Annotated in this window: 17 protein-coding genes; 9 read left to right on the top strand and 8 right to left on the bottom strand. The window is 44.5% G+C overall.

Annotated features, from left to right (window positions below; genetic code table 11):
* Nucleotides 1-205: 205 nt before the first annotated feature.
* The 3 genes from ydiJ (at nucleotide 206) to OCU50_RS05705 (ending at nucleotide 5,565) form a co-directional block, all read left to right on the top strand.
* Entirely contained in the window at nucleotides 206-3,241 is a 3,036-nt protein-coding gene (gene ydiJ, locus OCU50_RS05695; RefSeq protein WP_060467529.1) for a D-2-hydroxyglutarate dehydrogenase YdiJ, read from the top strand.
* Between the two features lie 67 nt (nucleotides 3,242-3,308).
* A complete protein-coding gene (locus OCU50_RS05700) occupies nucleotides 3,309-3,770 on the top strand; it encodes a methyltransferase family protein (RefSeq protein ID WP_060467530.1) in 462 nt (153 codons plus the stop codon).
* A 151-nt stretch (nucleotides 3,771-3,921) separates the two neighbouring features.
* The gene (locus OCU50_RS05705) at nucleotides 3,922-5,565 is read left to right on the top strand and encodes a trypsin-like serine protease (RefSeq protein WP_060467603.1); all 1,644 of its coding nucleotides are present in this window, start codon (nucleotides 3,922-3,924) and stop codon (nucleotides 5,563-5,565) included.
* Between the two features lie 106 nt (nucleotides 5,566-5,671).
* On the opposite strand, the gene OCU50_RS05710 is transcribed toward OCU50_RS05705, so the two are convergent.
* The 6 genes from OCU50_RS05710 to hutC all read right to left on the bottom strand — a co-directional run bounded on the left by OCU50_RS05710 (nucleotide 5,672) and on the right by hutC (nucleotide 13,041).
* Nucleotides 5,672-6,397 carry a DUF3581 domain-containing protein gene (locus tag OCU50_RS05710; protein ID WP_060467604.1) on the bottom strand — a complete coding sequence of 242 codons (726 nt, stop codon included), beginning with the start codon at nucleotides 6,395-6,397 and terminating at the stop codon, nucleotides 5,672-5,674.
* A gap of 227 nt (nucleotides 6,398-6,624) precedes the next feature.
* Nucleotides 6,625-8,157 (bottom strand): histidine ammonia-lyase, encoded by a 1,533-nt coding sequence (gene hutH / locus OCU50_RS05715; RefSeq protein WP_060467531.1) that lies wholly within the window; start codon nucleotides 8,155-8,157, stop codon nucleotides 6,625-6,627.
* Between the two features lie 14 nt (nucleotides 8,158-8,171).
* Nucleotides 8,172-9,863, bottom strand: coding sequence for a urocanate hydratase (gene hutU / locus OCU50_RS05720; protein WP_060467532.1), 1,692 nt, complete (start codon nucleotides 9,861-9,863; stop codon nucleotides 8,172-8,174).
* A 48-nt stretch (nucleotides 9,864-9,911) separates the two neighbouring features.
* Nucleotides 9,912-10,976: a formimidoylglutamase gene (gene hutG, locus OCU50_RS05725; RefSeq protein ID WP_060467533.1), complete on the bottom strand. Its 1,065-nt coding sequence runs from the start codon at nucleotides 10,974-10,976 to the stop codon at nucleotides 9,912-9,914.
* On the bottom strand, nucleotides 10,963-12,213 hold the full coding sequence (gene hutI, locus OCU50_RS05730) for an imidazolonepropionase (RefSeq protein ID WP_060467534.1): 1,251 nt from the start codon (nucleotides 12,211-12,213) through the stop codon (nucleotides 10,963-10,965). The genes hutG and hutI overlap by 14 nt, the downstream gene beginning before the upstream one ends.
* Nucleotides 12,214-12,327: 114 nt before the next feature.
* Nucleotides 12,328-13,041 (bottom strand): histidine utilization repressor, encoded by a 714-nt coding sequence (gene hutC / locus OCU50_RS05735; RefSeq protein ID WP_060467535.1) that lies wholly within the window; start codon nucleotides 13,039-13,041, stop codon nucleotides 12,328-12,330.
* A gap of 181 nt (nucleotides 13,042-13,222) precedes the next feature.
* Between hutC and OCU50_RS05740 the strand changes: the two genes are divergently transcribed.
* Nucleotides 13,223-13,966, top strand: a complete 744-nt coding sequence (locus OCU50_RS05740; protein WP_060467536.1) for a sporulation protein — start codon at nucleotides 13,223-13,225, stop codon at nucleotides 13,964-13,966.
* A gap of 79 nt (nucleotides 13,967-14,045) precedes the next feature.
* Here OCU50_RS05740 and OCU50_RS05745 read toward each other — a convergent pair whose 3' ends face one another.
* Nucleotides 14,046-15,032 carry a DUF3187 family protein gene (locus OCU50_RS05745; protein WP_060467605.1) on the bottom strand — a complete coding sequence of 329 codons (987 nt, stop codon included), beginning with the start codon at nucleotides 15,030-15,032 and terminating at the stop codon, nucleotides 14,046-14,048.
* A gap of 360 nt (nucleotides 15,033-15,392) precedes the next feature.
* Here OCU50_RS05745 and thrS point away from each other — a divergent pair, with 360 nt between their 5' ends.
* The 5 genes from thrS to yqfB all read left to right on the top strand — a co-directional run bounded on the left by thrS (nucleotide 15,393) and on the right by yqfB (nucleotide 19,091).
* Nucleotides 15,393-17,321 carry a threonine--tRNA ligase gene (gene thrS, locus OCU50_RS05750; protein ID WP_017055194.1) on the top strand — a complete coding sequence of 643 codons (1,929 nt, stop codon included), beginning with the start codon at nucleotides 15,393-15,395 and terminating at the stop codon, nucleotides 17,319-17,321.
* A gap of 83 nt (nucleotides 17,322-17,404) precedes the next feature.
* Nucleotides 17,405-17,875 carry a translation initiation factor IF-3 gene (infC, locus tag OCU50_RS05755; RefSeq protein ID WP_009846505.1) on the top strand — a complete coding sequence of 157 codons (471 nt, stop codon included), beginning with the start codon at nucleotides 17,405-17,407 and terminating at the stop codon, nucleotides 17,873-17,875.
* 104 nt (nucleotides 17,876-17,979) lie between these two features.
* Nucleotides 17,980-18,174, top strand: coding sequence for a 50S ribosomal protein L35 (rpmI, locus tag OCU50_RS05760; RefSeq protein ID WP_060467537.1), 195 nt, complete (start codon nucleotides 17,980-17,982; stop codon nucleotides 18,172-18,174).
* 42 nt (nucleotides 18,175-18,216) lie between these two features.
* Nucleotides 18,217-18,570, top strand: a complete 354-nt coding sequence (rplT, locus tag OCU50_RS05765; protein ID WP_004733517.1) for a 50S ribosomal protein L20 — start codon at nucleotides 18,217-18,219, stop codon at nucleotides 18,568-18,570.
* A gap of 203 nt (nucleotides 18,571-18,773) precedes the next feature.
* On the top strand, nucleotides 18,774-19,091 hold the full coding sequence (gene yqfB / locus OCU50_RS05770) for a N(4)-acetylcytidine aminohydrolase (RefSeq protein ID WP_060467538.1): 318 nt from the start codon (nucleotides 18,774-18,776) through the stop codon (nucleotides 19,089-19,091).
* A gap of 101 nt (nucleotides 19,092-19,192) precedes the next feature.
* Here yqfB and OCU50_RS05775 read toward each other — a convergent pair whose 3' ends face one another.
* Complete coding sequence (locus OCU50_RS05775) at nucleotides 19,193-20,431, bottom strand: leucine-rich repeat-containing protein kinase family protein (RefSeq protein ID WP_060467539.1); 1,239 nt, start codon at nucleotides 20,429-20,431, stop codon at nucleotides 19,193-19,195.
* Nucleotides 20,432-20,545 lie beyond the last annotated feature (114 nt).

Raw genomic sequence — 20,545 nt, forward strand, 5'->3', positions numbered from 1 at the left:
AAGTGCCTTAAACAAAATGTTATTCAATATATTACTACTGAATTAAGACAAAAGTGACTATTTCTCTATTCTTGCACTGAGATTCTTATTTGAGCACCTTTTTATATGATCTTAATAGTAGTAAAGTGACGAAATTCAAAGAAAATTACTAAAATCTCAAATAACCCAATGCTGATAGGATCAGCGAAGTAGGGGCAGGAAGCAAATGTTACCAAGACTTCAACTCAATGCTGATGTCGACCCAGTAGTCGTACGCTTTTTAGATGATTTAAAAACAGTGGGCTTTACTGGCGACATTGAATCTCAATATTCTAGCCGTTTGGCCGTGGCGACTGATAACAGTGTCTATCAGCAATTGCCACAGGCTGTCATTCTTCCTAAGACAACGCACGACGTTGCATTGATCGGCAAAGTTGGCTCTAAATCCGCTTACGAACGAGTGACTTTTTCTCCTCGTGGCGGTGGTACTGGCACCAACGGACAGTCATTAACAAAAGGCGTGGTGGTTGACCTATCACGATATATGAATAAGGTTCTTGAGATTAACGAAAACGAAGGCTGGGTAAGAGTTCAGTCTGGCGTCGTTAAAGACCAACTGAACGATGCTGTGCGTCCCTACGGTTACTTTTTTTCTCCAGATCTTTCAACCAGTAACCGAGCAACTATAGGTGGCATGGTTAATACCGATGCTTCTGGTCAAGGGTCACTCAAGTACGGGAAAACCTCTGATCATGTGTTGTCGCTGCAAGCAGTGTTCGCAGATGGTTCATGTCTCGAATCTGATTTATCACACGGCTTACCCGTTGAGGGTGAATTTGCTCACCATGCACTTGCGGTGACTGAGGCTGTTTGTCGTGAAAAACGTGCTCAAATCCTAAATAAATTCCCCCCGTTGAATCGCTTTTTAACAGGCTATGATCTAAAGAATGCAATCAACGAACAAGATGACAGCTTTGACCTGACTCGCGTTCTATGTGGCGCTGAAGGTTCTTTAGCATTCATCACGGAAGCAAAATTAAACCTAACCAAGATTCCAAAAGCTCGAACACTGGTTAACGTAAAATACAACACGTTTGACTCTGCGTTGCGTAATGCGCCGTTCATGGTTGAAGCGAAAGCACTGTCTGTTGAAACCGTTGATTCAAGAGTATTGAATCTTGCAAAGCAAGATATTGTTTGGCACACCGTGAGCGACCTGCTTATGGATGTGCCAAATAAAGAGATGCTTGGCATCAACATGGTTGAGTTTGCTGGGCAAGATGAAGCGGAAGTTGAACAACAAGTTCAAGCGTTGACTGCACAACTTGAAACCATGGTAGAAACCGAAGAAGCGGGTGTGATTGGCTTCCAAGTGTGCAGCGACTTAGCGAGCATTGGCCGAATCTACAACATGCGTAAGAAAGCGGTGGGTCTGTTAGGTGCGGCGAAAGGCCGAGCTAAGCCGGTCGCTTTTGCTGAAGATACCTGTGTACCACCGGAAAACTTGGCGGATTTTATCTCTGAATTTAGAGTGTTACTCGATTCCAAAGAGTTGAACTACGGCATGTTTGGTCACGTTGACGCGGGCGTATTGCACGTTCGTCCGGCTTTAGATTTGTGTGACCCGATGCAAGAAGCATTAATGCACGAAGTCTCTGATGAAGTGGTTAAGCTGGTGGCGAAATACGGCGGCTTGATGTGGGGTGAGCACGGTAAAGGTTTCCGTTCTGAGTATGGACCTGACTTCTTTGGTGAAGAGCTGTTTACCGAATTAAGACGTGTTAAAGCAGCGTTCGACCCGCACAACAAGATGAACCCAGGCAAGATCTGTACGCCATTAGAAAGCGACGCTGAATTGGTGAAAGTCACCGATACCAAGCGTGGCTTCTATGACCGTCAGATAGACGTTCAAGTCCGTGACAGCTTTAAGCAAGCGATGGAATGTAACGGCAACGGCTTGTGCTTTAACTACGATACGAGCTCGCCAATGTGCCCTTCGATGAAAGTCACGGCAGACCGTCGTCACTCACCAAAAGGCCGTGCAGGCCTCGTGAGAGAATGGTTGCGTCAGTTGACGGAGCAAGGCGTCGATATTCTTGATTTAGAGCAAGAAGCGCTGAAGGACAATACTCCGCTCAAAACCATGGTTGAGCGTGTTCGTAACACGATGAACAAACGCCATGAGTACGATTTCTCGCATGAAGTTCACGAAGCGATGAATGGTTGTCTTGCATGTAAAGCGTGTGCGAGCCAGTGTCCTATTAAAGTCGATGTGCCGAGCTTCCGTTCTCGATTCTTAAACATCTATTACTCGCGTTATCAGCGCCCAGCAAAAGACTATTTAGTTGCCAACATTGAATCCATGCTGCCGCTGATGGCGAAAGCGCCGAAAGTTGTGAACGCAGCATTGGGGCAAAAGTGGGTTCAATCTGCAACGGCGAAAACAGTCGGTTATGTCGATGCACCATTGATGTCGGTGCCTACGCTGAAAAATCGTCTGGCGAGTAAAGAACTGCAGCTGTTCGATATTCAATATCTAGAAGGTCTTTCTTCGGAACAGAAGAAGCAGCATGTATTGATCGTCCAAGACCCGTTTACTAGCTTCTATGATGCAGAGGTGGTTGAAGACTTCGTCACTCTGGCTCAAAAGCTTGGCAAAACTCCGGTCTTACTGCCATTCAAGCCAAATGGTAAAGCACTGCACATCAAAGGCTTTTTAAGTCGTTTTGCACGTGAGGCGAAATCGACGTCTGATTTCTTGTCGATGGTCGCTGATATTGGTATTCCTTTAGTGGGTGTCGATCCGGCTCTGGTACTTTGTTACCGCGATGAATACGTCGAGATCTTAGCGGATAAGCGTGGCGACTTTGATGTGCTCACCGTGCATGAGTGGTTAATGCCATCGCTCGGTGACTTTGAAGCGCGTTCTACAAGTGAGGAAATGTGGTACTTGTTCGCCCACTGTACTGAGAAAACCAAAATGCCGAATGCTGAAAAAGAGTGGGGCGCTATCTTTAAACACTTTGGCGCTGCACTTACCAGTGTTCCTGTCGGTTGCTGTGGTATGGCGGGTACCTTCGGGCATGAAGTCGATAAGCTACAGATGTCGAAAGATATATTCAGTCTAAGTTGGAAGCCAAGGATGCAAGACTTACCGAAAGAGCGTTGCTTAGTGACGGGGTATTCCTGCCGAAGCCAAGTGAAGCGTTTTGAAGGTGAGAAGCTTGCTCACCCATTACAGGCGCTAGCCAAAATTCTTTAATACATTTAGCCCAGCAATTGCTGGGCTTTTTTCTAAACTAACAATGGAATTGTTAATAAGGAAAGCTATGAGATTTCTAGAGTTGAAAGTCCCACCGGTTGCTCTATTTATACTAGTATTCGTTGCGTCTTATTTTAGTGCTCAGCACCTGAGTGTAGGGGCAATAGTATTGCCTTATAAGGTCATTGTTCTGGGGATCGGAATTGCACTGAGTGGCGTGGTTGGATTATCTGGTATATGGGAGTTTCGAAAACAGAAAACCACCGTTAATCCGATCAAAGTCGAAACCGCCTCGGCAGTCGTGGACAGTGGTATTTTTGGTTACACGCGAAACCCGATGTATCTAGGGCTATTCATCCTACTGTTTTGCCTTGGCTATTTCTTCCAAAACCTGTTCAGTGTTTTATTAAGTTTTGTATTCGTAATTTACATGAATCATTTCCAGATCAAGCCGGAAGAGCGCGCACTAGAGCAATTATTTGGTGCGGAATATGTTGATTACAAACAAAAGGTTAGACGCTGGATCTGATTTGGATTTAAATACAATGAAGTAATTAGATAAGAATTATTATCGCTTGGTTGATCTATATCACAAATTAATATGATTTAGGTTTTATATTGATTTTTTATAAAATAGTCTGCGCCCCATTATTAAAATGGATAAAGGCTAGGTAATGAAAATTGTTGAGGCGAAATGGTTGTCGCTAGGTGTCTGTGTCGTGAGTCTGTCTTCAATGTCGGTGTTGGCAGATGTTTCAGCTCGAATTATAAACGGTAAAGAAGCCACACAAGGTAATTGGCCATTTATGGCAGCGCTAGTCTCAAGGAACGTGAACGCTTATGACGGTCAGTTTTGTGGTGCGAGCTTCATTGGTGAGCGATATGTATTAACTGCTGCTCACTGTGTGGAAGGTAATGGTCGTGAAGATCTAGATGTGGTGATTGGCGTATCAAACCTTTCTTCATCTCAAGCTGCACAACATAGATACGCCGTTGATAATATTTATGTACATCAATATTACAACCCTGAAGCGATAGGCAGTGACATTGCTATTATTGAGCTAGTAGAAAAGCCGTCAGAGTCTGTGGTTAATCTCGTCGATGGTTATGTTCGCGGTAACCTGAATGATGGTCAAATGCTAACGGTCATGGGCTGGGGTGATCAGGACGCATCCGATGGGTATTCATCGAAGAGTGAATTGTATCAAGTTAATGTTCCCCTTGTTAATCAGTACCAATGCAATACTGTTCCTTACAGTGGCTACTCTTCTATTGGTAGCGATGCGTTCTGTGCGGGTTACAGTGATGGTGGTTATGATTCGTGTCAGGGTGACAGTGGCGGTCCAATTGTTGTTTCGACCAATGGAACGTATGAACAACTGGGTATTGTGAGCTGGGGTAAAGGATGTGCAGAAGCTAACGCTTACGGTGTCTATACTAACATTAGCCACTTTGATGATTGGATTGATGAGCAGCAATCAGGGCTTAGTTACCGTCAAATTGAAATGCTTGGTGCAAAATTATTGGCGCCTATTTCACATACCTTTGAATTCACGAATAAATCTGCTCAAAACATTGCAGTAAACCGTGTTTATCCAATTTCAGGTAATGATACTGTTATAACAGACAACGGATGTAGCATTTTAACTGCAGGGCAAAGCTGTGAAGTTGTGGTTAGTTTCGACCTAAACTCAATCGGTGAACATGAGTTTGGTATTAATGTTGACACTGATTTATTGGTAGGCACGGTTACTTCAACGGCTTCTGTTATAGGGGCGAGATCTGTAACGAATACTGTGAACTCTTATGTCAGCATACCAAACAGTGGCGTCTACAGCACACAAGCGTGGGGTACCGAAGGATCAACAATCGTCTCTCCATCAATAGGTAGCAGCGAATCGACAATGTTGGTTGTAGAGGGTATACCGACCGGGACTGTCTCTTTCGATGTGACGGTATCGTCTGAGTTGGATCATGATTACCTTGAGCTCTATATCAACGGTCAAGAATTCGATAAAGAATCAGGTCAGCTTTCTGGTTCAGTGAACCTGCCGATGGTTAGGGATTCCAACAACAGTCTTATGATTAAATATGTGAAAGATTGGTATGGCACTTACGGGGATGACAGAGTTACGATCAAAAACTTTGCTTATACCGATGAGATCAAGGTATCTAAGTCTGAAGGAACACAGAACGCAAAAAGTTCAGGTGGTGGTAGTGGTGGTTCACTGGCTTGGCATTGGTTACTCGTTCTTTTCGGTGGTTTGATTGTGCGAAAGTCACCTTCACCACTAGAGTTTAAAAAGGTAATCAGAAAAAGATAACTTGATGGTTAAAAAACTAAAAAGCCCAGCTTGAGGATATCAAGCTGGGCTTTACTGATCTTGTTCTAGAGCTATTTACATCAAGTGGTGTAAATAAGAGTGTCCATTAAGCAGCAGCTGCGAACTGAGCTAAAAACATCTCTTTACGCTCGTTGAAGCGGTTTACTAGGTCGTCTACAGAAGCTTGGTCGTATGGCTTAAGGCCACTTGCTACCATGCGTTTTACGCCTTTACCTACTACTTCACCGTCTTCTTTAAAATCAAAGTTCAGCGTCACGATACCTCGTTTGCCTTCAACATTAAAAGTTGCACCAGAAAACTCAACTTCTGGGTTGGTTAGGTCTAGGCGAGTAAATTCAACTTCCATGCTCTCGTAAATCACAAGAGGGCGCTGGCAGTTGATCATCATTTGCTGTTCTTCCATTAGAGGCACCATGATGTGCGGGAAGTTCATGCCTGAAAACTTAACGTAGTTTGTTACCACGTGCTCGATGAATGCTTGATCGTGACTCTTTTCACCTTCACATGACATGTGGAGGTATTCTTTGCCTTTTTCGTCAACTAATGAGCTTTCTCTTTCACATTTTTTGTCAACGCTTAGCGCAATACCATTACCAACCATGCCTGAAAAATCAAAACGCATTTTTTGGCTAATGCCTTCTTTTTGCAGAAGTACTGCAAACAAAAGATCACCAGGTACGCAAAAGCGTTTATTGTCTTCATCGTGAATTGGGTTGAAGTCAGCAGCTACTTTTTTTGCAAAGTGGCTAGCTTGTTCACGAGTGAATTGAAATTCATTGTCTTCAGTAGAAAAGTAAGGTGTCAGAAACATAGTATCGCTATTAGTCATCAAATCTGGTGTGGATTATAGCTAACTAACTTCTCTTTAATGGTCTATCCAGTTAACTTTGTATAAATATCAATGGATTAGATGAATATGTTGGATGGTATGTGACGATTTTGAGGGGGTTTGAGGTGAATAAGGGCTTGGGTTCAATGCAACAAGGGCTAATTAATAGCCCTTGTATATGTGACGTGTTATTGAGTTTTCAATAGCATCTAGAAGCTACACAGAATACTTTCAGGCATTAGGTGGTTGTGTGCTGACAACTTTAATAATAGGTTTGCTTGTTCAATATCTGGTGAGAAGTAGCGGTCTTTGTCATAGAAGCTGACTTTTTCACGAAGGATTTGTTTCGCTTCTTCTACACGCGGTGATGATAGGTTCGGCGCTCTGAAGTCTAGACCTTGTGCTGCGGCCAAATATTCGACAGCCAATATGCCACGTGTGTTTTCAGCCATGTATCGAAGACGACGTCCCGCAAATGTTGCCATTGATACGTGATCTTCTTGGTTTGCCGAAGTCGGTAAGCTGTCGATTGAAGCTGGGTGTGCAAGTGTTTTGTTTTCACTTGCCAGCGCAGCAGAGGTCACTTGAGCAATCATGAAACCTGAGTTCACACCACCATTATCAACTAAGAAAGGTGGCAGTTTACTTAATGCGCTATCGATAAGCAGTGCCATTCTTCGCTCTGAAAGGCTACCTATCTCTGCAATCGCAAGAGCAAGATTATCTGCAGCCATTGCGACTGGTTCTGCATGGAAGTTGCCGCCTGAAATAATGTCGCCATCTTCAGCAAAAACCAGTGGATTATCGGATACAGAGTTCGCTTCAACATTTAGGGTTTCCGCAGAATTACGGATTTGTTGTAAACATGCCCCCATAACTTGGGGCTGACAGCGTAGTGAGTACGGGTCTTGAACTTTTTCACAGCTAGTATGTGACTCGCCAATCTCGCTATTTTGATCAAGCATATGACGGTAAGCCAGAGCTGCATCCATTTGGCCACGGTGGCCACGAACACGATGGACTCTAGGGTCAAACGGACGACGGCTACCCAGTGCGGCTTCAACAGACATAGCACCACATACCGTTGCCGACGCGAACAAATCTTCCGCGGCGAATAGGCCTTCTAATGCGAATGCTGTGGACGCTTGAGTACCATTTAACAGAGCTAAACCTTCTTTAGGTGCTAGTGTTATTGGTTCTAGACCTGCGATTTTCATTGCTTCTAAGCCGGTGACTATCTTGCCGTTGTGTCGTGCTTGGCCTTCACCCAATAGCACTGTACTCATGTGCGCTAGGGGAGCAAGGTCACCAGAGGCACCTACTGAGCCTTTTTGTGGGACACAAGGATACACTTGTGCATTCACTAGATCGATTAGAGCATTAATTACCTTCAGTCGAATACCTGAATAACCACGAGACAAGCTGTTAATTTTTAGTACCATCATTAAACGCACGGTTTCATCAGACATGAATTTGCCTATGCCAGCCGCATGAGAAAGTACGATGCTTTTTTGTAGAACTTCCAGATCTTCAGGCGCAATTTTGGTGTTTGCCAATAAGCCAAAGCCTGTATTGATGCCATATACAGTGCGATCTTCCGCAATCACTTGCTCTACAACGCGTGTACTTGCTTCAATGTCAGGAATTGCTGCGGGATCGAGTGACAAGCTCACAGGGCTGCGACTCACTTTGCGAAGTTCAGGTAGGCCGAGCTGTCCTGGTTTAATTAATAAATTCAACATGTTTTCTCCAGACATTAAAGATGACGCAGTTCGTCGTTAAGCATAGGTAAATCAAGCTTTTGTTCTTTAGCACATTGTTTGGCTATATCGTAGCCTGCATCTGCATGACGCATAACACCGGTTGCCGGATCATTGTGAAGTACACGAGCAATACGTTGCGATGCATCTTCACTGCCGTCACAACAAATCACCATACCCGAATGTTGTGAGAAGCCCATTCCCACGCCACCACCATGGTGCAGAGAAACCCAAGTTGCGCCGCCTGCTGTATTTAGCAGAGCATTTAGCAGAGGCCAATCTGATACAGCGTCTGATCCATCCATCATGCCTTCTGTTTCACGGTTAGGACTCGCGACTGAACCTGAGTCTAGGTGGTCACGACCGATAACAACCGGTGCTTTCAGTTCGCCATTTTTAACCATTTCATTGAATGCTTGACCCAAACGTTCACGATCTTTTAAGCCAACCCAACAGATACGAGCTGGCAGACCCTGGAATTGGATGCGTTCACGTGCCATATCTAGCCAGTTGTGCAGATGTGGGTTATCTGGGATCAGTTCTTTTACTTTTTGGTCTGTTTTGTAGATGTCTTCAGGGTCGCCAGAAAGGGCGGCCCAACGGAATGGGCCGATGCCTTCACAGAACAGAGGACGAATATACGCAGGAACGAAGCCTGGGAAATCAAATGCATTCTCGACACCTTCTTCCAGTGCCATTTGGCGAATATTGTTGCCGTAATCTACGGTCGCAGCACCGCGGTACTGAAGGTCCAGCATTGCTTGTACTTGAACAGCCATGGATTGTTTAGCTGCCTTCACGACTTTTGCTTCATCAATCAAGCGTTCTTGTGCGGCTTTCTCCATCGTCCAACCTTGAGGCAAGTAGCCGTTCAGTGGATCGTGGGCAGAGGTTTGGTCGGTCACTACGTCAGGTGTGATGTTACGTTCTACTAACTCCGGGAATACGTCAGCAGCGTTACCTAATAGACCAACAGAAATAGGCGTGTCTGACTCTTTAATCATAGCCATTGCTTCATCTAAGCTGGTGGCTTTCTTGTCAACATAGCCAGTGCGTAGACGGTAATCGATTCGAGATTCATCACACTCAACCGCAATCATTGAGAAACCAGCCATTGTCGCAGCAAGAGGTTGAGCACCACCCATTCCGCCAAGACCGCCCGTTAGAACCCACTTACCATTTGCTTCGCCTTGGAAATGCTTTTTCGCGATAGCAACAAACGTTTCATAAGTACCTTGAACAATGCCTTGTGAGCCAATGTAGATCCAGCTACCTGCTGTCATTTGTCCATACATCATCAAGCCTTCTTTATCGAGCTCGTTGAAGTGTTCCCAGTTTGCCCAATGTGGAACAAGGTTGGAGTTGGCAATCAGTACGCGAGGTGCATTTTTATGAGTCGGGAATACACCTACAGGTTTCCCTGACTGAACAAGTAGAGTTTGGTCATCTTCTAGACGTTCTAATACTTCGACAATCTTGTCATAACATTTCCAATCACGAGCTGCACGGCCAATACCACCGTACACAACCAGAGCATGTGGGTGTTCTGCCACATCTGGATCTAGGTTGTTCATCAACATACGTAGTGGTGCTTCTGTTAACCAAGATTTAGCACGTAAAGCCGTACCATGCGGTGCGCGAATTTCGCGAGTCGTGTCGAGACGAGAGTCATTGTTGTGTTCCGTCATTCTGGAATTCCTTATGTTTCACGTTATATAGCTGTCGGTATAGCTTAATTAGTTGTTGGCCATTGCATTGGCGATATCCCAACACAAACGAGCCGCCAATCGAGCCGTGTGGCCGTCGACGTCGTAGTTTGGGTTGTATTCCGCAATGTCCGCGATAATGAGTTTCTCAGGGTGTTTGAAAATCTGTTCTAGGAAAGGCGCGAGCGCTTCATAGCTCACGCCTCTGGCTGCGGGTGCGCTCACGCCCGGTGCTGTTGCAGCTGGAAATACATCAAGATCGATAGTGAGATAAAGATAATCACACTCAGCGATGAATTTTTGTAACTTAACCAGTTGAGCGGTTTGATTCACTTGGGTCATGTTGCGGTCGTGTTCATACCAAACGCCCAATTGGTCAGCTTTGTTGAACAGCGCTTTGGTATTACTGGCTGCACTAACGCCAAGACAAGCGTAATGAAACGGCCATTGATGCATGTGGCAGTAATCACTGATCTGGTTAAAAGGCGTACCTGAGCTGGGCTTAACGTCGGCGATGTCGCTTTCGAATTCACGAAGATCAAAGTGAGCATCAAAGTTAACGATGCCAACCTTAGGTTTGTTTACTAACTGATCTTTATGAATGTGCTCCGCTTTATGTCGTTGTTCCGTTTGATGTAAATGCTCAGCGAGGCCTTGGAAAGACGCCCAAGCCACTTCGTGACCACCGCCAAGGGTAATCACTTTGTTAGTTGATAGAGCATTGGCAATCACAGAAGCGCACTGTTTTTGGCTGACTTCTAATTGACCATCGTTACATTCAACATCGCCAAGATCAGCAATGTGTGTGTCGTTGTGCCAAGCCATATTAGCCAGAGCTTGGCGAATCAGGTTAGGTGCTTGTTTCGCGCCTACTCGACCTTTGTTTCTTGCAACGCCCGCATCGCTGGCAAAGCCAACTAAGGCGATAGTATTCTTAGTCGGTTCGTTACTTAAATCACTATTTTGGATTTGGCTAGTGATGTGGTGAACACGCGTACCCATTGCACCATCTTCGAGATCATTACGTCCCGCCCACTCAAAGTTATGTACGGTTCTTGCGTTATCTTGGGTGTTGTTAGACTTAGATTGAGTCATGACATACCTCGCCATTAACAATGCGTTTATGCAGGTGAGGAACACCGACTTGATAACTAAGGTCGGCAGGGTGCTCGATATTCCAAATAGCTAAATCAGCAGCGTAACCCACTTCAATTTTGCCTCTGTTTTTCGATTCGCCAATGGCAGCGGCAGCATGGCAAGTCACACCGCGCAGTGCCTCTTCAGGCGTTGTACCAAATAACGTACAGCTCATGTTCATCATTAGTGTTAGGTCGGCAAAAGGGGAAGTGCCGGGGTTTAAGTCGGTAGCAATCGCCATAGGGATATTATGTTTACGTAGTAATGCAATGGGCGGCTGTTGGGTTTCTTTCAAGAAATAAAAAGCACCAGGTAGTAACGTCGCAGCAGTGCCTGATTCCGCTAGCGCTTTTACTCCGGCTTCATCAAGGTACTCAACATGGTCAACAGAGAGTGCGCCGTATTTTGCTGCAAGCGCACTGCCTCCCATATTCGAAAGTTGTTCAGTGTGGCCTTTAATCGCTAGCCCATGTTGTTTGGCTGCTGCAAAGACACGTTCGGTTTGTTCTAGATTGAAGCCGATAGATTCGCAGAACACATCAACCGCATCGGCTAACCCTTGTTCTGCGGCTTTAGGAATGATCTCTTCGCAAACCAGATCGATATAACTATCCGGTTTTTCTTTATATTCGGGCGGCACAGCATGTGCTGCAAGGAGAGTAGTGGTGATCTTAATACGGCGATGATTTTCTAACGCTTTAGCTGCGCGTAACATTTTGAGTTCATCATCAAGCGTTAAACCATAGCCCGATTTTACTTCGATGCTGGTTACGCCACTTCTTAGGAGGCCATCGAGTCTAGGTAGCGCCATTTCAACCAGTTCAGACTCTTGTGCTGCGCGTGTTGCAGTGACTGTCGCTAGAATACCGCCGCCTTGCTTAGCGATGTCGGTGTAAGATACACCATTCAAACGTTGTTCAAACTCGTTGGCACGATTGCCCGCAAATACCAGGTGAGTGTGGCAATCAATTAGCCCTGGGGTGACTAACTTATTTTTGCAGTCATAGGTGGCGTAATCCAAAGAACTATCAACACTGACTTGTTGTAACTCAGAAGTAAGTACGCCTTGGTTTGAACAAGAGATGGACACTATCTTGCCGCTTTCGATAACGATATCTTGAGGGAAAGAGGGTTGATAACCATCGGTTCCCGAGCTCATGGAGACCACTCGTGCGTTTTTGAGGATTAAATTCATACTCACCTAGATCTTTGCTAAACATTAAATGTATATACAAATAAATAATCTAAACGTTTACTTGAATCAAGTTTATGTTGCAAAAATGTGATCAGAGTTCAGGGCGATGTTCTTTTAATCTAGAATTATCTTGGAGCTTAATTTGTACTTAGAACCAGGATGGTAGAGCAATGCAAAGCTGATTAGACGCTCTTTGCTCCATGTTCTTCGATTCAAAAGAAGGCAAGGTTCTGATTCTAGAAGTTTGAGCGAAGCTCTAATTTTTGAGTCTGGAATAATGGCTTCAACAGTATGCTCAATAGCACTCAATGGGCAACTTTTTGAAAGGTATTCATTAGGTGTTGATGCCGAAAAATCTTGTTCAAGGTATTTCGGTGCGGCTAGAGAGTTAACCCATCGAGCCTCTAGCTGAATTGGTGTTCCATCTGCAAAATGTATGATTTCACTATAAAAAACTTCTTCGTGAATCATTACACCTAACCGTGTGGCGGTGCTTTCATCGGCCTTGCTGCTTTCGTGTTTGATGACTTTGCTTGTATACGTTTGGCCTCGGTCTTTGATCTCTTGCGCGATGTTATTGATATCAAGCAAGGGAGATTGGGCTTTTTCATTCGGCTCACAAACAAAAGTTCCCAGCCTTGGTTTTCTGACTAATTTCCCTTCAGAAACGAGGTCTCGAATGGCTTTATTAACTGTCATTCTACTCACATTAAACTGTTCTGTGAGTTCAAGTTCGGTGGTGATCTGATAACCAACTGGCCAATAACCACTAGTGATTTTCTCGTCTATGAATTGTTTTATTTGCAGGTAGAGCGGTGCTTTTGACATAATGAAACCTTATTTGACTATACAAATAGAGTAGCGAATTTCTTAGTGATTTCAACATTTCCTTGGACTATGTGATGCTACTCGACATAGATAGTGCAAATTACTTGATTCTATGAGGTAAGTGTCGCAAATTGTCGCGCAATAATTATTAGAAAATCAAATGATTAAAAAAGGAAATAATATGTTTAAGAAATTAAAGGCCTCGTTGGGCCTCGGTGCAGCAAAGGTTGATACCGTCTTAGATAATATTGACGTTTTCCAAGGTGGCGAGTTGTCTGGCAATGTTCACATCATTGGTGGCGACGTTGAGCAACAAATCGACCGGATCAACTTGGTTCTTAACACAGAAGTAAAAGTCGAAACGGAAGATAGCACCAGTTACGAAACCTTTACTCTGAGTCGTATTCAAGCTGTAGAGCCTTTCGTTATTCAACCGGGTGAAACCAAACTGGTCCCATTCCGCCTCAAGTTAAATGATGAAACGCCACTCACCGTGTTGAATGCACAAATGAACCAATGCCATGTGTGGGTTGAAACCAACCTAGATATAGGCTTCGCGATTGACCCTAAAGACCGTGATTTTATCTCCGTTCATCCACTGCCAACAGTCGCTAAAATCATCCAAGGCGTGGAAGCATCGGGTATGGCCATGGTGAAAGCAGACGTAGAGAAGGGCTTCTTACAAGGCAACAGCTTTGCTTCTCGTTCGGGCTGTTACCAAGAGATTGAATTTCGCAGCGGCGGTTTCATGAACAACAAAGAGATCGAGCTGTCATTCATCGTTGAAGGTTCAATGGTTCACTGCCTAGCAGAAGTCGACCGATCAATGAGCTTCCGTGGCGACCAATACATCTCATTCAGTTTGCCAGCTAACGCCGCTGATTCAGACATTCGCAATGCGGTTTCAAGAATCATGAGTGCGTAGTTGCCAACAGCGCCAACAATATTAAGCCGAACGAACTCGTTCGGCTTTTTTGATGCTGCTGTCTCGACCTGAAATGTGTTTACCACTGGTGACGATAAGCTAATTGAAAAGCAACATCGGTGGAATTATCCATGTTGAAGATGTTTTCGATAATGGATATCTCGATAGCTGAACGTTGCATGAGATAGCGATATCCAAGCATCATTTCATTCGCGGCTTCTGAAAATTCAGTTTCACCGTCTTCTGCGCCTTCATACCATCGGTATTCAAGGTGTAACTCATGCTTTTCAAATAGTGTGAGCTGATAGCCGCCCATCCATGACCATGTTCTCTTTTTATGTGAAAAACTATTTTCGACCTCTCGACTGGACTGATTGGTAAACCCTAAGCTTGTATAAAAGGTATTGATGTCGAGTTGGTATGAATAGTTGAATTGTGCACTTTGCTCGGTGCTGCTTCCTTCGAAGGCGCCGTGGCTGACATTGTTGTGATATAGGGATACACCAAAGGATAAGCCGTGGTTTTCAAGGTCTATGATTTGGTATTGAGTGTAGAGAGTGAAAGCGTTGGTTAGCGTGTCGCCGGAGAAGTCACGAATATTGATGTCGTGGGCTGGTGCATAGATGTCGAATTGGTGTCGCTCTTTTTGGTCGCGCCCTGCTTGGTCGATGTTAAATAGGTCATGAAAATTGATGGTGATTTTGTCGAGGTGATTATTGGCTGCATAAAGCCAACGGTAATTTAATTCTACTTGCCACCTTGTGGTTAATTGCCACCGCAGTCCTGTCTGAAGTTGGTTTTGATAATAGTCGAAGTGATAGTCGGGGGAGTGGGCCCAGATGCTCGCGGCAGTTAAGGCAGTAAACACTTCAACCTTATTCTCTTCGAGTGGGAAGCCAGAACGAAGTGTTGGAGTGAGGCGCACGGACTGCAATGGTGCTTGGGTATAACTGATTAAGGGGCCGTAATCCTTGTTGGCCCATACCGTTGCTGGTGCAGTAACTGCTATGGCTATTGTTAACAGTAAACGAGGTGTGAGTGATATAAAAGTAGCTAGCTTCTCCATATGCGCCTCATCTGTATCTAGTTGCTTTATAGAGCTTAGTTCTAAATGACTAATTTGTAAGAGTTGAGTCGAAATAGGTAAGTTAAAACAGTTCGATTCGAAAGGTGGTTCAAGGAATGGGAAGTCACTTTTTGGCATAACGACGTCAATAGGAGAGTCGGGAGATTCCCTCCATCATTGTCATTTCATATTATTTCGTTAAAATGCTCGGATACGTACAAATGGGGCATCTGTATTTGCTTCTATGTGGGTATCTTTATTATGCATATATCTACGATCAACATACTCGTTGATTGAAAAACATATATTAAACATTTTCATGTGTTGCTTGGTGTGCAACACCACTGTAAAGGACAAATAATGCCAATTATTACTCTTCCTGACGGTAGTCAGCGTCAATTTGACAACCCTGTATCAACTCTAGATGTTGCCCTATCAATCGGTCCTGGTCTTGCTAAAGCAACCATTGCTGGTCGTGTAGACGGCGAGCGTGTCGATGCTTGTGATCTTATCGAAAATGATGCAAGCCTAGAAATCATCACAGCTAAAGATGAAGTCGATGGCCTTGAAATCGTTCGTCACTCTTGTGCTCACCTTTTAGGTCACGCGATTAAGCAGCTTTTTCCAGAAGCGAAAATGGCGATCGGTCCTACTATCGATAACGGTTTTTACTACGATATCGATCTTGAGCACTCTCTAACGCAAGAAGATCTAGAAAAGATTGAAAAGCGTATGAAAGAGCTAGCGAAGACCAAGTATCAGGTTGTTAAGAAGAAAGTTAGCTGGCAGGAAGCGCGTGACGCATTCGAAGCTCGCGGCGAGACTTACAAAATTGAAATCTTGGACGAGAACGTTTCTAAAGACGACCGTCCTGGCCTGTACCATCACGAAGAATACATCGATATGTGTCGTGGCCCACACGTACCTAACATGAGCTTCTGCCAGCATTTCACGCTACTTAATGTAGCAGGTGCATACTGGCGTGGTAACAGTGATAACAAGATGCTTCAACGTATCTACGGCACTGCATTCCAAGACAAGAAGGCACTTAAAGCTCACCTTGTGCGCCTAGAAGAAGCGGCTAAACGTGACCACCGTAAAATCGGTAAAGCGCTTGACCTATTCCACATGCAGCAAGAAGCACCAGGCATGGTGTTTTGGCATCACAACGGTTGGACTATCTTCCGTGAGCTAGAAGTATTTATTCGTCAGAAACTGACTGAGTATGATTACCAAGAAGTAAAAGGCCCATTAATGATGGACCGTGTTCTTTGGGAACGCTCTGGTCACTGGGATAAGTACGCCGACGCGATGTTCACAACTTCTTCAGAGAACCGTGAATACGCTATTAAGCCAATGAACTGTCCTGGTCACGTTCAAATCTTCAACCAAGGTTTGAAATCTTACCGTGATCTACCGCTACGTATGGCTGAGTTCGGCTCATGTCACCGTAACGAGCCGTCTGGCGCACTTCATGGCATCATGCGTGTTCGTGGCTTCACTCAAGATGATGCTCACGTATTCTGTACTGAAGACCAAGTCCAACAAGAAGTTAAAGCTTGTATTGAAATGGTTTACGATACTTATACAACTTTCGGTTTCGAAAACATTGTTGTTAAGCTATCTACTCGTCCAGAACAGCGTGTCGGTTCAGACGAAATGTGGGACCGTGCAGAGGCTGATCTTAAGCAAGCGCTAGAGTCAATGGAGATTGCATACGAGATTCAAGAAGGCGAGGGTGCGTTCTACGGACCTAAGATTGAATTTACTTTGCATGATTGTTTGGACCGTGCATGGCAATGTGGTACAGTGCAGCTCGATTTTGCATTACCAGAACGTTTAGGTGCTACTTACGTAGGTGAAGATAACGAGCGTCACACGCCAGTTATGATCCACCGCGCGATTTTAGGTTCACTAGAACGCTTCATTGGTATTCTTATTGAAGAATACGCTGGCTTCTTCCCTACGTGGTTGGCGCCAGAACAAGCAGTTGTAATGGGCATTACAGACAAACAGTCTGAATATGTACAAGAAATTACGAAAAAACTGCAAAAAAGTGGATTTAGAGTCAAAGCAGACTTGAGAAATGAGAAGATTGGCTTTAAAATCCGCGAACATACTTTGAAACGTGTACCGTTCATGCTTGTGTGTGGTGACCAAGAAATGGAAGCCGGCGAAATTGCAGTACGTACACGTAAAGGTAAGGACCTTGGCAAGTTTAAAGTGGATGACTTTATTTCATACATCCAAGCCGAAGTTTCAAGCCGTAAGCTCAATCTGGAGGAATAGCTATTAAAGGCGGAAGACGTGGCCAACAACCGGCCAAACAAAACCAGCACCGTTTAAACGGTGACATTCGTGGCGTTCGTGAAGTGCGTCTAACTGGCGCAGACGGCGAAGCTGTTGGTGTAGTAACAATCGCAGAAGCGATGGAAGCTGCAAATGAAGCTGGTATGGATCTTGTGGAGATTAGCCCTAACGCCGAGCCGCCAGTTTGTCGTGTGATGGACTACGGTAAGTTCCTCTTCGAGAAGAGCAAAGCTGCGAAAGAGCAGAAGAAAAAGCAAAAGCAGGTTCAGATCAAGGAAATTAAATTCCGACCTGGAACTGATATTGGAGACTATCAGGTAAAACTACGCAACCTGACTGGTTTCCTAGAAGACGGCAACAAAGTGAAGGTAACAATTCGCTTCCGTGGCCGCGAAATGGCTCACCAAGAAATCGGTGTTGACGTTCTTAATCGTTTGAAAGTAGATACTGAAGAATTTGCAGTTGTCGAATCTTTCCCAACGAGAATTGAAGGTCGCCAGATGATCATGGTGTTGGCCCCTAAAAAGAAGTAATTAACGGCTTTGCAAGTAATTAAACCCTGCAGCCTCAGGTTGCGGGGTTTTATTCGCCCTAATTACTATGTTATTAACAACTCAACAATGCGGAGTTATTCATCATGCCTAAGATGAAAACCAACAAAGGTGCTGCTAAGCGTTTCCAGAAAACTGCTGGTGGTATTAAGTTTAAGCACGCTGGTAAACGTCACATCCTGACTAAGCGTACTACTAAGAACAAGCGTCAGCTACGTCCGAACTCGGTTCTTCCTAAATGTGAAGTTGCTCAAGTTCTACGTATGATGCCATACGCTTAATTCTTTTTAGTTTATAAATTCGTTTAGTTTAGGAGAAGCATAATGCCTCGCGTAAAACGTGGTGTACAAGCTCGTGCACGTCATAAGAAAGTTCTAAAACAAGCTAAAGGTTACTACGGAGCACGTTCACGTGTTTACCGCGTAGCTTTCCAAGCAGTTACCAAAGCTGGTCAATACGCTTACCGTGACCGTCGCAACAAGAAACGTCAATTCCGTCAACTTTGGATTGCACGTATCAACGCGGCATCTCGTCAAAATGGTCTATCTTACAGCCGTTTCATCAACGGTCTTAAGAAAGCATCTATCGAGATCGATCGTAAGATTCTTGCCGACATCGCAGTATTCGACAAAGCAGCATTTGCTGTTCTAGTTGAAAAAGCGAAAGCATCTCTATAATTTAGAGTTAGCTTAAAGGTTTAAGAAAAGGAGAACTTCGGTTCTCCTTTTTTATTGCCTGCTATTTAGCTCTGCCATATTCTCTCGCATCTCGCATCTCGCATCTCGCATCTCGCATCTCGCATCTAATTTTTGTTCGCTTGAACAAGCATTCTGGTATATAAACATCTACCTAACCTTTAAATGTTAAGCGATAGAGATAAATGACCGCACCTACCACTATGACGTTCTTCGAACGTTTTGAAACCGATATCCTTTCAGGCAAAAAGACGATTACTATTCGTGATGAATCTGAGCGCGATTACCAGCCAGGTAGCGTTGTGGAAGTATCAACGCTAGAGCAAGGACGTGTGTTCTGTAATCTTAAGATCATCAGCGTTGAGCCAATCTTGTTTGATGAACTGGGTGAGTTCCATGCTCAACAAGAGAACATGACGTTAGACGTTCTGAAGGGTGTGATTCAAGACATCTACCCTGGGATCTCTGAGCTTTATGTTGTCTCTTATGAGTTAGTAGCTTAAGTCTTATTGGGTTCATCAATATGTTAAAAAAAAAGCTAACGACAAACGTTAGCTTTTTCATTTCTATCGAAACTTAATTGAGCGCTTAAGCTTAGTAGCACTTATGCGTGATAGTTTTTGAGTTTCTTATACAGCTCTGAATTGATATCGCTTGCTGCACAAACCGTCAGTAGGTCTTCAATAAAGTAATTTAGAGCGCGAGCTTCGATGCGTCGAATACCTTGTTGCTGCTCTTCAGTCAGGTAGCCGTAGATAGTTGCTGCTCCAAAATCACCAAAGATCATTTGGCCTTGTTCATTGACTAAGGTGTTGTGCGCATACAAGTCACCGTGGCAAACCTTGTTATCATGCAGGTGATTAAATACATCAACCATCTGGGTTACGATGTTGTCGATTTGCGCGATCGGGAGTTCGAAACCTTCGTTGAACGTATCGCGAGTACAACTTTCAAGAGTAGGGGGCAAGCCTAGGTTGTAATAGCTGCTTGGGATAAGCTCCATCACCAACGCTAGGTAGTCTGACTCGTCGACTTGAGCGATAGACTTCACTAGGTTGCTATGGTGACCTGCTTGTAGACACGCTTCCAGTTCATCATGTGGGTAGCCGTCACTTGTCACTTCGCCTTTAAAAACTTTAACCGCCACTTCCTGAGGGAAATCAAAATCACTGTTTAACCAGTTTGCGTGAGAAATCACGCCTGAAGCGCCTTGGCCCAGCACTTGATTCAATGAGTAACATTGAGAACTCACAGCTGGCACGCTATCTAAGCTGCTAGGGTGTTTACAAAATGGGTTGCCCGCAAAGGCTAACCAAGCCAGCTTTGGTAGCTTAATAAGGAACTCTGGGAATTCAGTCAGTTGGTTTGCAGACAGGCGAACCAATTCGAGGTTGGATAGCTTTTCCATACTCTCAGGTAAAGCGCGAAGTTGGTTGCCTGCGAGTGCCAGCTTTTGCAGTCGTGGTCTTTCACCTAGTGAGTTAGGCAGAACTTCGATTGCATTATCCGTCAGAATTAACCAGCGTAATTGAGCGGGTAGAGACTCTTCACTCACGGTTTTGATTTGGTTGGTCTTAAAGCCAACCATTTCAAGCTTAGGAAGGGAACCAAGAACATCAGGAAGGTGCGTAAATAGGTTATTCGACGCAAAGATAATACGCAAGTTGGTCAGCTGTGTTAACTCTTGTGGGAGATCCGATAACTGATTCCCTGAAAGATCCAGAATCTCTAGCGAATCGGCAAGTTCCAAGATCTCTAGTGGGAACTCGATGAGATCTTCTGACAGTTTTAAGCGCTTAGTTCCTTTTAGTTGCCCTGATTTTAATTGTTCTAGAGTATGCAAACCTTAGCCTTATGAGTAGATGTTCGAGGCGCGTAGTGTACTTGTCTCAAGTGAGAAAGGCGAGCACCGGAACGATGCTCGCCTAACTAAGCTCAGTGAACGAATTGACGAAGC

The sequence above is a fragment of the Vibrio toranzoniae genome (assembly GCF_024347655.1).
GTDB lineage: Bacteria > Pseudomonadota > Gammaproteobacteria > Enterobacterales > Vibrionaceae > Vibrio > Vibrio toranzoniae.